This window comes from Helicobacter anseris, assembly GCF_003364335.1.
Lineage (GTDB): Bacteria > Campylobacterota > Campylobacteria > Campylobacterales > Helicobacteraceae > Helicobacter_H > Helicobacter_H anseris.
This window is the reverse complement of record NZ_NXLX01000030.1, coordinates 1-12,842: the sequence shown is the minus strand read 5'-3', so window position 1 is coordinate 12,842 and position 12,842 is coordinate 1. Positions and strand designations below refer to the sequence as shown.

The 12,842-nt window shown below is 30.2% G+C and carries 12 protein-coding genes and 1 pseudogene; 9 read left to right on the top strand and 4 right to left on the bottom strand.

The genetic code is table 11. The features are described from left to right. The 9 genes and pseudogenes from CQA57_RS08195 to argJ all read left to right on the top strand — a co-directional run. Positions 1-441, top strand: a pseudogene (locus tag CQA57_RS08195) (hypothetical protein); the annotation flags it as partial. A gap of 157 nt (positions 442-598) precedes the next feature. Then, positions 599-1,555, top strand: coding sequence for a hypothetical protein (locus CQA57_RS07890; protein ID WP_115579694.1), 957 nt, complete (start codon positions 599-601; stop codon positions 1,553-1,555). Further along, positions 1,555-1,992 carry a hypothetical protein gene (locus CQA57_RS07885; protein WP_115579693.1) on the top strand — a complete coding sequence of 146 codons (438 nt, stop codon included), beginning with the start codon at positions 1,555-1,557 and terminating at the stop codon, positions 1,990-1,992. Before CQA57_RS07890 ends, CQA57_RS07885 begins: the two co-directional genes overlap by 1 nt. Beyond that, positions 1,989-2,258: a hypothetical protein gene (locus tag CQA57_RS07880; protein WP_115579692.1), complete on the top strand. Its 270-nt coding sequence runs from the start codon at positions 1,989-1,991 to the stop codon at positions 2,256-2,258. The genes CQA57_RS07885 and CQA57_RS07880 overlap by 4 nt, the downstream gene beginning before the upstream one ends. 2 nt (positions 2,259-2,260) lie before the next feature. Next, on the top strand, positions 2,261-3,706 hold the full coding sequence (mshL, locus tag CQA57_RS07875; protein ID WP_115579691.1) for a pilus (MSHA type) biogenesis protein MshL: 1,446 nt from the start codon (positions 2,261-2,263) through the stop codon (positions 3,704-3,706). Further along, entirely contained in the window at positions 3,703-4,131 is a 429-nt protein-coding gene (locus tag CQA57_RS07870; RefSeq protein ID WP_115579690.1) for a CDC27 family protein, read from the top strand. The genes mshL and CQA57_RS07870 overlap by 4 nt, the downstream gene beginning before the upstream one ends. Further along, complete coding sequence (locus CQA57_RS07865) at positions 4,131-5,456, top strand: GspE/PulE family protein (RefSeq protein ID WP_147288373.1); 1,326 nt, start codon at positions 4,131-4,133, stop codon at positions 5,454-5,456. Before CQA57_RS07870 ends, CQA57_RS07865 begins: the two co-directional genes overlap by 1 nt. A gap of 3 nt (positions 5,457-5,459) precedes the next feature. Beyond that, positions 5,460-6,650 carry a type II secretion system F family protein gene (locus CQA57_RS07860; protein WP_115579688.1) on the top strand — a complete coding sequence of 397 codons (1,191 nt, stop codon included), beginning with the start codon at positions 5,460-5,462 and terminating at the stop codon, positions 6,648-6,650. 52 nt (positions 6,651-6,702) lie between these two features. Further along, positions 6,703-7,914, top strand: coding sequence for a bifunctional glutamate N-acetyltransferase/amino-acid acetyltransferase ArgJ (gene argJ, locus CQA57_RS07855; protein ID WP_115579687.1), 1,212 nt, complete (start codon positions 6,703-6,705; stop codon positions 7,912-7,914). 4 nt (positions 7,915-7,918) lie between these two features. Here the strand turns inward: argJ and flgE are convergent, their stop codons facing one another. The 4 genes from flgE to CQA57_RS08190 all read right to left on the bottom strand — a co-directional run. After that, on the bottom strand, positions 7,919-10,069 hold the full coding sequence (gene flgE, locus CQA57_RS07850) for a flagellar hook protein FlgE (protein ID WP_115579686.1): 2,151 nt from the start codon (positions 10,067-10,069) through the stop codon (positions 7,919-7,921). A gap of 195 nt (positions 10,070-10,264) precedes the next feature. Next, positions 10,265-10,621, bottom strand: a complete 357-nt coding sequence (locus CQA57_RS07845; protein ID WP_115579685.1) for a hypothetical protein — start codon at positions 10,619-10,621, stop codon at positions 10,265-10,267. Between the two features lie 67 nt (positions 10,622-10,688). Then, complete coding sequence (locus CQA57_RS07840; protein ID WP_115579684.1) at positions 10,689-10,877, bottom strand: hypothetical protein; 189 nt, start codon at positions 10,875-10,877, stop codon at positions 10,689-10,691. A 1,772-nt stretch (positions 10,878-12,649) separates the two neighbouring features. Next, a partial coding sequence (locus CQA57_RS08190; protein WP_170126863.1) for a hypothetical protein occupies positions 12,650-12,842 on the bottom strand: 193 nt, incomplete at its 5' end.

Below are 12,842 nucleotides of genomic sequence, written 5' to 3'. Positions count from 1 at the left end.
ATTATGGATTTTAGTGTCTATGATGCACTTGGAGATACAACAAACAAGCTCTACAAGCAAGTTCAAGCAGGAAAACTCCTAGACCCTAGAGAAGCTAGAAGCACCAAAGAGAGCAGAGAAGAGTTTAGAGCAAAAGCAAAGTTTTTAGCCCAAAGAAGAGCAGAAGCTTCAGCGTTTGATTTCCCTTATGGTGAAGATTGGAATGAAAATGATATAGAACTTGCCGAAGATACCGTTAGACTAGCTTCAAAAATTATGGCAGTTACCCCTCCTCAAGGCTATATCAATGCTCCTTACTACTACTTCCCTGAAGAGTTAGATGAACTCTTTGAAGCAGGAAAACTTGATAGAAAACTAGATCCTAGAATTGAAGCTTATAGACGTGTAGGATTCCCTCATGAGTTAGTTAAAAGAATTGAAGAGTTTGGGGAGAAAAAATAATACTTCTTTCTATTTCTAAAAAAATAAAACAACCACGCCCCAAACTCATTGGAAGATTAGCTAACTTTTAATAAATAGCAATTTTATTAAAAGTTAGCTTTTTATTGCATTTTTGTTATAATCGATAGAAAATCAATCAAAGATAAGATGCAGTAAATTGAAAAAAGATAGAGATGGTATAAAAAATATTGAGATATTAGATTTAAATCATTATTCTTTTGTCTTTTTGAAAGATATAGAGAATGATAGGGATAAGATACAAGCTTATTGTATTCAAAAAGGTTTTATTGATCTAAAAAGATTCTATGATTTTAAGATATTTGAGTGTTTTGATGCAAGAGAGTTGTTTGTTGTTATTATCAAACAAAAACCATTAAAATCCAAAGTTATTGCAGAATGTTTATTGCCATTTGGTTTAGAAGAGCATTTTTTGTTAAATACTCTTTTTTGCTTTAAAAACACTTTGGTATTTTTTTATCAAGGAAAAATCTTATATGCTCAGAGATATAATAATTTTTCAGATATTTATTCTTGTTTTTTAAAGGTTAAAGAAGAATTTAATATTGAGATTGGTCATATTTTTGTGCATCAAAAATATGAAACATTAAAAGAAAAACAACAAAGATATGAAGATGTTTTTGGAGAAGAATATCTCAAAAATTTTATTGATAAATGTCTAAATAAAAAACTAGATTTATTTTTTAAATCGCAAAATATTTTGAGATTTAAAAAAAGCTTTTTACTTCCATTGATTATTATGTTTTTGTTTGTTGTATTTGATTTTTATATAGACATACAACTTAAAAATCACATATCTAATCCAGATAGAAATTTTAAACAAACAGATACTTTCCCAGCTTATTTTTCTAGATATCTTTTGGTTGCAAATCTTTCACAATTAGCCTATGAAAATAATGTATTTTTTGAAAACATTGAGTTTGTTTCTCAAGGAAATAATTTTGTTTTAGGATTAAAAGCGTGTGCATTATCACAAGATCTTTTTATGAGATGGGCACAGGAGGTTAATGGCTTATTGAGAGTAAAAAATTTTGTATATAGCACTTTTAGAGAAAATAGTAATTTTTATTGCGCATATATTGGTTGGAAAAAATAATGCAACTTTTTTTTACTTTTCAAAAATTTTGGAACAAAAAAAGCAATTTTGAAAAGATTTTTTGGCAAATATTTTTTACTTTTATTATTGTGGTATTTTTTTGTTTATTGCACTTTGAAAAATGGGAAAAATATTTTTTTACTCTCCAAGATACAAAGCCATTATCTACTAAAAATATAGAAAGTGAAAAATTTATTGCATCATCAGAAATAATACAAACACTTAAAAATTTTTCCAAAAGTTTTGAAAAGATTCAATTTTTTATCAAAGATGATATTGTAGTAGTAGATGGCTTTGAGAAGTTTGAAAATGTGATGGATTTTTTATATCAGATTGAAAGTTTTTCTCAAAATTTTGTTCTTGATTTTTATTTGTATCATAAGCAAAATGGAAAAATAGATTTTAAAATAATCTTTGTTCTTAGGGAGAATTTTTGAGGCAAGTATTTTTATGCTTATTTTGCTTTTATAGCCTCTTTGGAAATATGCAACGCGAGATTAAAAATAGAATTGTGCCTAATGTATTTTTTACTCCTGAGCAATTAGAGTTAGAAATGATTTTTAATTCTAGAGTAAAGATCGGAGGAAAATGGTATAGAGTCAATGATAATATTTTTAATTTTGTGATTAAAAAAATCAATATGCAAAATATTGTTCTTGAGGATTCTATGAAAAGAGAGTGGATCTTGAAAATAAGGGATTAGTGATGTGTAGAATCTTTGTATTTTTTATCTTTTTTTATTGTTTGATGGCCAATACTTGCGAAAACAAAAAGTTTAATATTGCTATTAGCAAACAAGAGAGTTTTAAAACAATCTTAGAGCAATTAGCAGATGATTGCTTTTTTAGTGTAGTTTTTAAAGATAGTTTTTCTGCAAAAATATTAGAAAATAAGACAATGATTTTAAACTTTCATAAAGCAAATTTAAATCAAATTTTTAAAATAGGTTTTGAGGCTTTTGATTTAAATTATAGCTTTGATGGCAATGTTTTGAGTGTATCAAGATTGCAGACAAAAACATTTTTTATCCATTATATAGCCACTTCTAGAGTTGCATCTAGTAATACAAATATTATTTTTTCTCAAGATGCTATACAAAATAATATAGGATTAAACTCTCCTATATTGAGTAATGATAATTATCAAAGAACTATTGATATGGCAAATCAGCAAGATGATTTTACAAATAAAAGTGGAAGCAAAATTTACTCTCTTGATGCCATAGATTTTTGGGGAGAAATTGAAAATGAATTAAAACAAATAATTTTTAGAGAAAATGATAAGTATTTACCACAAGAGCATTTTAATCCAATCACAATCAACAAGGCATCAGGTTTTGTTACCATCACGGCTACACCATCACAAATTAAAAGAGCACAAAAATATATCCAAGCATTAAATCACAAGCTAAGCACACAAGTATTGATAGATGTAAATATTTTAACAATTACACATCACAATAATAAAACCACAGGGATTGATTGGTCTTCGCTTTATAATTTGGGTTTAGGAGCTATAGAGCAAAATCCTTTGATATCTTTTAGCAATCATTCTGCGTCATATGGAGTAAATATTTTTTCTCAGGATTTGAGTATAGGAAAAATTGTAGAATTTTTGAATACTTATGGAGATGTAAGTTCAGTGAGTAATCCAAAAATCTTAACACTCAATAATCAACCTGCATTGATTTCTGTCGGAAATGTAATTCGCTATACTCAAAATCTTGTCTATCAAACAAGCAATAATACAACGACATTGCAAAATACAAAACAGCAATATCCTAGTGTATTTTCTGGAGTTTTGCTTGATATTACACCATCTATTGATGGGGATTATATTATTTTAAAAATCAATCCATCAATCACTGCGACAAAAGATTCAAGAATAGAAAATGAAGCTGATGCACTCCCAGCACCTCCAAATCTATCTACAAATCAAATGTCTTCTATCGTTCGATTAAAAAATGATCAAAAAGTTATTTTGGGTGGATTGATTTCTAAATTACAAATGAAACAACAAAAAAGAATCCCTATCTTAGGGTATATACCTGTTTTAAAATACCTTTTTTCATATACAAAAGATTTGAATCAAACTCAAGAAATGGTTATAGTGATTACACCCAAAATTATTAAATTTGAGGAAGCAGAATGAAAAAAGATAATGCCTTGCTAACAATACTTTTATGTTTATTGGTAGTTTTATTGCTATTGATTATTTTTATATTTCTCCCCCAACAAGAAAGAAAAAAGATTGCCCCTATAGTTAAAAAAGAAAATAAAAATTTTGTGCTTCAAGAAGTAAATTTTTATCAAATAAAAGATGGAAAATTACCCCAACCAAAAGATTTTTTAGATACAAAAATCACAGGAACTTTGACTTATCAAAATGCCATTCAAATTGCTAGAGATTATTTTAATGAAAAATCTTATGAAAGCGCTCTTTTTTGGGCTTATAGGGCTTATCAGATAGAATCATCTAGCAAGGAAGCTTGGACTTTGTATGCAAAAAGTTTAAGAAAACTTGGGTATAAAAAAGAAGCACTTGAAATTTTAAAATATTATCAGGAGCATTATTGATGCAAAACTTAAGAGTTTATAAAGATAATATTAAAATTTTTGGTAAGGAAATTTGTCAGAAATTTAAAAGCTTAATTGTGATAGATGATATGCAAAATATCCATCTAGGAATTCTTGAAGAAACTAAAGATATTGCTTTTTTGCAAGATATCCTGCGTGCATATTTTAATCCATTGCCCTCTTGTGTGATATTGAGTGAAAAATTTTTTTATCATCATTTGAGATTTTTGGATATTCAAGAAAAAATTTATAAATCACAATCAGATATTAAAGAATTCTTTGCTTTGATTTTAAAAGAAGCAATTCTCATGGATGCTTCTGATATTCACTTGGAAAATTTTAATGAAAATGCTTGGATTCGTTTTAGGATTGATGGGGAATTGTGTGAAGTTTGTGAGATTGAGAGAGAAGTTTTTGAAGCACTTTGTTTAAAAATAAAATTAGAATCTAAATTAGATATAACAGAAATTAAACAATCACAAGATGGCAGATTTAACTTTTTTTATAATGCGTTGCAATATGATTTTAGGATCTCTTGTGTTCCTACTTACAATGGCCAATCTTTAGTTTTGAGAATCTTGCATAAACAAAAGCAACAAATCAATCTTCACTCTCTTGGTATTTCAAAAAATCATTTAGATTTAATCTTGGATCAAATTACTAAAAAGCATGGAATTATTTTATTAACAGGTCCAACGGGTAGTGGAAAATCTACAACGCTTTATGCAATTTTAGAAAATTTCAAAAGCAGCAAGAAAAAAATCATCACATTAGAAGATCCTGTGGAGTATAAAATCCCTTATGCAACACAAATTCAAGTTGTTGCAGAGAGTAATTTTTCGTTTTCTCAAGCATTGAGTGCTGTTTTGAGGCAGGATCCTGATATTATTATGGTGGGTGAGATTAGAGATCTAAAAACCCTTGAACTTGCCTTTAGAGCATCTTTAACGGGTCATTTGGTTTTTGCTACTTTGCATACTAATGATACTAAAAGTGCATTGGATAGATTGGTGGATATGGGAATGAGTAAGCATAATATTTTAAGCTCATTGCTTATGATTGTATCTCAAAGACTCTTTAAAAAAGCTTGTAAAAATTGTCAAAAAAAGATGGAAGAAAAATATATTTCCATAGGATGTGAAGTTTGTAATTTTCAAGGTTTTGTTGGTAGAGAGGTGGCTACTGAAGTTTTGGTTTTATCAAAAGAAGTAAAGCGAGCCATCAAGGAAGATAATTTAGAAGAGTATTTGGATTTGATAGGTTTTGAAACTTTAGATAAAAATGCTTCTAAAAAATATGATGAAGGTAAAATTTTACTAGACTAAAAAATGAAAAAATTTAAGATAGTTGGGGTAAGGGATTCAAAAATCATTACACTTTATCTCAAAGAAAATTCACAAGAAAAAGTTTTGCAAAAATTGCAAAAAGATAAAATAGCTTTAATTGATATCAAAGAGGTTGCAAGCAAAAGTTTGATAAAAGCAAGCTTTGATGATGAGCTGATTTTATGTTTTAAGCATATAGCTATACTTCTTGATTCTTTTATGCCAATTGATGAAATTTTGCAATTTTGTATCAAAAATAGCTCTAATAAATTTGGAGAGATTTTAGAAAATGTATTAAGAGATTTAAAAAGTGGTAAAAAATTATCAGAGAGTTTTGAGGCTTTTGGAAATTCCATCAATCCTTTATACAAAACGCTTATAGCAATAGGGGAGCGTAGTGCAAGATTGCCAGAGATTTTTTCTACTATTGTAAGGGATATGGAAGAAAAGAGATTGTATAAGAAAAAAATCAAAAAAATATTGTTTTATCCTTTGGTGGTTTTTTTGAGTATTGCAATCGCTTTTATTTGTGGTGTGTTGTTTATTATCCCAGAATTTAGGGATTTTTTTATGGAAAATCATTTAGAATTACCTTGGATTACAAGAAGTTTGCTTTTTTTAGAAAATTTCTTACATCAATTTGGGATTTTTATATTGGTGATTTTTTTGCTAATTATTTTTATATCAAAGTATTTGTATGCCAAGAATCTTGCCTTTCATCATTTTGTCGATAGGTTTTTGTTAAATATTCCATTTTTTGGAAAAATTATTTTATATTTTAAGTATCACAATTTTTTACAAGCTCTGCATTTTTTACAGAGTTGTGGTAATGATTTGAATCAAAGTTTAGATATAAGTAAAAAGATTTTAGATAATACTTTTTTAGAGCAAAAAATTTTACAAATTATTCAAGAATTGCAAAAAGGTAATAAATTGAGTGAAGCCTTGGAAAATGATGGCATTTTTGATGATATTGCTTTGGGACTAATAAAAGGTGGGGAGAAAAGCGGAAGACTTGAAGCGATGTTTTTGAGTGCTTCAAAATATTATGAAGAAAAATATCAAGATTTGCTTGATAGATTTTTACTTTATTTAGAACCTTTGTGTAGTTTTTTGATTGCTCTTGTAGTGTTGTATCTGGCTTTGGGTATTTTTATGCCTATTTGGAGTTTGCAAGATATGCAGATTTTTTGATTTAAAGAGGAATTTATCCGTTACAATCACAAAAAACTTTTAAGGATATACAATGTTTAAGATTTTTCCAATAGATGGGGGAGTGTGTGCTCCAGAAGGATTTGTGGCTGATGGTATAAGTGCGGGATTAAAAAAATCAGATTCTGAAAAAGAACAACTTGATGTGGGTTATATTTTTATGAAAAATCCTTGCAAGGTTTGTGCCATCTTTACTCAAAATACTTTTCAAGCAGCTCCAATTGTGTATTTTAATCAATTTGTCAAAGATAAAGAAAGCAACTTTATTCTTATCAATACAAAAAATGCAAATGCAATGACTGGAGAGAGAGGGGTTAGTGATGTGAGAGAGGTTATGGAATGTTTGATAAAAAAATATCCTCAAATCAAAAATCCTATAATGTCTAGCACAGGAGTAATAGGGGTTTATCTACCAAAAGAAAAAATTATGGAGAGTTTAGACAAAATTACTTTTGAAAATAAAGATAATTTTTCTCATAATCGAGCAGCAAAAGCTATTATGACAACTGATAGATATGAGAAAGAAGTGGCTTTTGAAGTAGTGTTGCAAGATGGAAAAAATTTTAGAATCGGTGCTATGGCTAAGGGGGCAGGAATGATACAACCATCAATGGCAACAATGCTTTGTTTTATTAGCACGGATGCAAAAATACCTGAACAAGAAGCACAAAAAATTTTAGAATCTTGTGTGCAAAAAACTTTTAATGCAATTAGTGTAGATGGTGATATGAGCACTAATGATACGGTAATGCTAATGCAAAGTGGGTTATCCCAAGCTTATGATTCTGTGGCTTTTGAGCAAGCATTGTTGATGGTAATGGACAAACTTGCAAAGGATATTGTAGCAGATGGAGAAGGGGCGACAAAATTAGTAGGATTTAGAGTTAGTGGTGCAAAAGATGTATTTGAGGCACAAAAATGTGCCAAAGCATTAAGCAATTCTTTGTTAGTAAAAACTGCAATTTTTGGTTGCGATCCTAATTGGGGGAGAATTGCTTCGACTATAGGGGCAAGTCAAGTAATGTGTGATGCAAACAAATTGAGTATTAAAATCGGAGGGGTTTTAGTCTATGACAAAGGGGAGATTTTATTTGATGTTCAAAGAGAAAAATTAGCAAGCACACAAATGCAAAAAGAATCTTTTATGGTTGAGTGTGATCTTGGAATAGCAGATGGAGAATTCACAGCCTATGGCTGTGATTTGGGATATGAATATGTTAAAATCAATGCGGATTATAGAAGTTAAGCTTTTATTGTTTTAAGCTTAGCAAAGTATTTAAGACTTGATCAGAGGTTGTTACTGCTTTTGAGTTTGCTTGGAAACCTCTTTGAACAACGATGAGTTGTGTGAGACTTCTACTCAAATCCACGTTACTCATCTCAAGTTTTGAACCAGAAACACTTCCTCTTCTGCCTGTATTTGCAGCACCTATCATTGCTTGACCAGAGTTTCCAGTAGCAGAGAAAACATTACCACCTTCAGCTTGGAGACCTGCGTTATTTGAGAAGTTTGCAAGTGCTACTTGAGCAAGTGCAAGAGTTCTACCATTGCTAAAACCACCAAGTAAGGTTCCATTAGAATCAAATCTCACATCAATCAAATCACCTGCTTGATAACCATCTTGACTGATAGCGTAAGTTTCAGATTGTTTATCTACGCTTGTAAGACCTCCAAAACCTCCTGTTTTTCCGAATGATAAGTCGATTCTTTGTGGAGAGTTTGCACCATTTTTTGGATCAAATTGTAAAACTTGAGGATTCATACTTGCCAAACTACCATCACTATTGAATTTTACTCTTCCGCCTTCAAAGATATTTGGTCTTGATGGAGAGCTTCCATAAAGTTCTGATGGCTCTGGAACAATGGCTCTGAAATTCCACTCAGATTCTCCACTTTTATAAAACTCAAATCTAATTGTATGTTTTGTTCCAAGACTATCGATGATATCAACACTTGAAGTGTGTATCGCGTGTCCTATTTTTGATGTCATACTTGCAATTCCACCTTCAATTAGTGAAGCTGTATTTAAACCTCTCATTGTTTCCTTGAATAAAACATTGTTTGTGACATTTTCTGAAGCATAGCCACTTACAAAAATATTGAGATTTTGTTTTACTCCATCTCCATTATCTTTGTTTTGAATTTCAAACATACCATATTGATTTACTTTTACAGATACGCTTGCTGTCTGATCATCATAAGGTTGTGTAGGATCTTTGATGAGGTTGGCATCATATTGCATCAATGCTCTTAAATCCTCAGTAGTTCTAAACTGACCTGTTCCAGAATCTGGACTTACAGATTTTGTATAGCGATATCTAAATGCTGTAATATCTGCATCACCTTCGATAAAATTTGCAAATGCACCTGTTCCTGAAGCTGTGATTCTGATGTTTTTCACTCCCTCATCACCATCAAGCTCATTTTTGTTTTCTAATCTTAAAAGTCCATTATCGATATATGCTTCAACACCTGTTTTATTTTTGACAGAATTGATAGCATTTTGCGCAGCTATGAGAGAAGATACACCACTGACTGCAGAATCATTAGTAAAAGTAATTCTAGTGTCATTGATTTCAATGCTACTTTCCTCATCGCTATCAATAATTTCATTTCGCATTTCAGAGGTTTTGTAGCTTACCCAGATACCTTGATTTTCTGTAAGCGCAAAAGCATCGCCATTTTGATTGAAGAGTGCTGCAAAATCTTCTGCTTTTTGTGTGAGTTGAGAATCTGAATCATAAATAGGATTGATTCCATCAGAAGCTGTTCTTGTTGCAGAATCTAAAGCAAAGATATTTGCAATTTGATCAGCATGTCTTCCTGCAGTAAGGTTTGCTCTCATAGTAACTTTTGTGCTTGATCTTGCAGGCATTACCATCGCAGGATCTACTTGGATATTTTGTAATGGACCTGTATTATCAACTTTGAAGAAATCATCTTCACTCATTTTTGAAGCATTTTTCAAATCGCCTTTAACCCATCCTTGCACGACATATCCACCATTAGTTACAAGATTTCCATTTGCATCAAATAAAAATTGTCCATCTCTTGTGAAGTTTTGTGTAGTGCCTCTATCAGGACTAATGATAAAAAATCCATCACCCTCGATTGCTAAGTCTGTCTTAACATCAGAATTTTGCGTATTACCTTGAGAAAAAACTTTTGTAGTGGTATTGACACCTACTCCAAGCCCTACGGAAAAATCATTTTGACCTCCTAAGCCATTTTGATAGGGAGAAGTTGCGATGAGTTTGATTTGAGAGAGCATATCTACAAATGAGGCACGAGAATACTTAAAACCTACCGTATTAACATTTGCGATGTTGTTGCTTTCTACATCAAGTGCTATTTGGTGTGCTTGCATCCCACTCACACCAGACCAAAGTGATCGTAACATATTCAAATCCTTTTTTTCAAAAATTTAAAATATTTCAAGCAACAAGTGTTCCAAAATAAAGATAAAGAATAGTTTAATGGTGATAAAAGATATTTATGATAGTAATTTTGGAAAAGGTGCTGCGAATAATTACTTGCAAGGAATGGGAGGTGGAGGCAAACAATAATCTCAAGGTAGGCAAAAGCCTATCTAAGATTATCTTGTTTGCTCCAATGGATCATAAGTGCTATAGCATTCCTCATAATCATTTGGGAAATGTTTTTTATAGAATTTAAAAGTATCTATTCCAATCTCATACCAATAAGCTTTATCTTTAAAAATTCTTTCTAAATAAGCTAGATAATTAGGATCTTTAGCTTCAAAGCGTTCAGAATCATTCCATTTAAAACCATAAGTTTTTGTATCTTGAAAAATGATTAGATTAATCTCTCCACTCTTCATCTTATCAGCTGTATAGGTGCAAGGAAAAGGAAAACTACCGATAGTAGGAGTATCTTCCTTCATTAAATCATCAAATACCTCTTTAAAATACTGTTTATCATAAATTATCAAGGAGCGAATGCCATCATCAGTTAAACCAGGATTTAATAAATATTCCTCCCATAATTTATTAGGGTGTTCATCTGGCGTAATTGTTTTTTTTCCAGAGAATTACATCTTTTTTAACTTTTAGTGTATTTTGCAAAAATTGATAGCGAATATTATCCATTTCTAGGGCAAGTTGACTCCTAGTCATTGGTCTTTCATCAGAATAGTTATTATCACCTTGTAAAAAAGGAGCAAGTGTTAATGCACCAAGTAAATTCATATTTAATCCTTCTTGAATTTTTAGAAATTATAAGTTATTTTTTTGATGTTTTCAAATGAAAAATATTTCTAATTTAAACGCATAATATATTTAAATAAGAATATATTTTAAGTAATAAAATATGAGTATATTGCATATTCTTTTATAAGCATTTTAATTATAGATTACAAAGCATAATGATGATTATTTTGTATGTATTTTGCAGTATTAAAACATAAGCTAGAGGTTGAAGATATTCTCCTAGCCCACGCTTATGAGATGAGCTAAGAGGTTTTATCTTAATAGGCTTGACTTATTAGCATTAAAACTAATATAATCACTATCAAGATATCCGTTAATATCTTCATTTGATTACCTCCTTTCATTTGAAAGTAGGTAACCCTAAGGAGGAAGCCACCTCTTTAGGGCAACCTCTACTACAATTATATAATCTCTTAGTTTTAAAAACAAATATCTATATAAATTACAATAGCCTTGATTTGGTTTTTTTGTGATTGACTATTTTGTTACATAGTATATGTAGTATTTTATACATATACTATGTATAAATCTATACGCATAATACATATAAAAAGATTAGTATTATTTTGCTACACACAAAAATATCTATACAAAAACCTACCATAATAAGCTTTGGTATAAATATAAAAAACCCCAGAGGGGCGAAATGAATAGTGTTTAATAAACACTCTGCTCGTTTTCTTTAAATTTTGATACGCTGCAATGAAGGTTCTTTGCACAAAAGAGTCACTTGGGTCTTATCTGTCATGATTTTTCTACTCTTTTAAGCCCTAAACCTTTGCATAAATTGCTCTGTTTTAATATAAGAATCTTTTACATCAACAAAGAATTCTTTTAAATAATGTTTGATTGCATACTCAAAGCTATTTATTTAGTGCGTTCTCTTCTTAAAAGATTTTCCATTCTATTTACCATAGAATTCTAGGGTCAAGCAAATGCTCAACTATTGGTTGAAAATCTTACTTCTACATTCTAAAAAAATAATAGATAGTTCATTTTTAACTTTTAAAATTATTATTACCCATTCTCTCCCATCTCACCCACCCAACTTATTTAAAACAAGTTTTTATAAAATTTATTTTGATAATTTTTTCTTATTCCTGACAATCAAAAACACTCTAAGTTTTGTAAAATTTAGAGTGTTTTTGATTTTTGCCCAAGTTTATAAATACTTCCATACTTTATATTCCAATTTTTAATACCACTAAAACTTATGCATTTTGTATTAAAAAAACAAGTAACCATATATTGTCAATCAAAGGAAATCAATATCTCCCAAAATTGATTAATAGAATCATTGCAAGGTTTTTTTAATTATTCTATGGCTTTGGAAGTTCTTTTTCTATGTCTTTTTCCTTTCTAGCCTAAAGGCATTCAATTAGGTTTAAAAATCAATCAAACTTGAACCAAGTGAATAAAAATTCACCCGTAAAAGGAGAAAAGTCTATTAAGAATCCACTCTTTGCGAGAGGAAATTCTTTTTCTTTTTTCCTCTTGCGAGTAATTCTTATCATTCTAACTAAAGGCTGAGAGCCTTATCTTATACAAAGAAGTCGTATCCAGACAATCAGTGTATTTTGCCCAAGCGGCGGATCTAGTTTTGCTTCTAACAAGCAAGGTAATGCTTTTGCCTATGTAATACATAGTGATACACAAAATAACAGAACCCTAACACGAAAAAATCCGTGAGGTTATAAAAACTTTAAGACATAATCATAGCAAAAATATAGTAAATATAGAAGATATGGGTGTTAGTTTGCCCCTCCTGCCTTATATTCAATAACATCAGAGTAATAGTCATCTATAGTATTCTTACCATAGGCTTTATAAGCTTCTTCAATTTGTTCATTTGTCTTGTGAGATCTTCTCTCAAAATCAATATCAAAGCTCAATCCTTGTTCTTGTAATAATTTATCAGTATCTCTCTTTCTTTTGCCCAAAAAA

Excerpts from the sequence above, each read along its gene's own strand:
- argJ (WP_115579687.1), top strand. The coding sequence starts at position 6,703 with ATGTTTAAGATTTTTCCAATAGATGGGGGAGTGTGTGCTCCAGAAGGA.
- CQA57_RS07865 (WP_147288373.1), top strand. The coding sequence starts at position 4,131 with ATGCAAAACTTAAGAGTTTATAAAGATAATATTAAAATTTTTGGTAAG.
- CQA57_RS07860 (WP_115579688.1), top strand. The coding sequence starts at position 5,460 with ATGAAAAAATTTAAGATAGTTGGGGTAAGGGATTCAAAAATCATTACA.
- CQA57_RS07840 (WP_115579684.1), bottom strand. The coding sequence starts at position 10,877 with ATGAATTTACTTGGTGCATTAACACTTGCTCCTTTTTTACAAGGTGAT.
- mshL (WP_115579691.1), top strand. The coding sequence starts at position 2,261 with ATGTGTAGAATCTTTGTATTTTTTATCTTTTTTTATTGTTTGATGGCC.
- CQA57_RS07870 (WP_115579690.1), top strand. The coding sequence starts at position 3,703 with ATGAAAAAAGATAATGCCTTGCTAACAATACTTTTATGTTTATTGGTA.
- flgE (WP_115579686.1), bottom strand. The coding sequence starts at position 10,069 with ATGTTACGATCACTTTGGTCTGGTGTGAGTGGGATGCAAGCACACCAA.
- CQA57_RS07885 (WP_115579693.1), top strand. The coding sequence starts at position 1,555 with ATGCAACTTTTTTTTACTTTTCAAAAATTTTGGAACAAAAAAAGCAAT.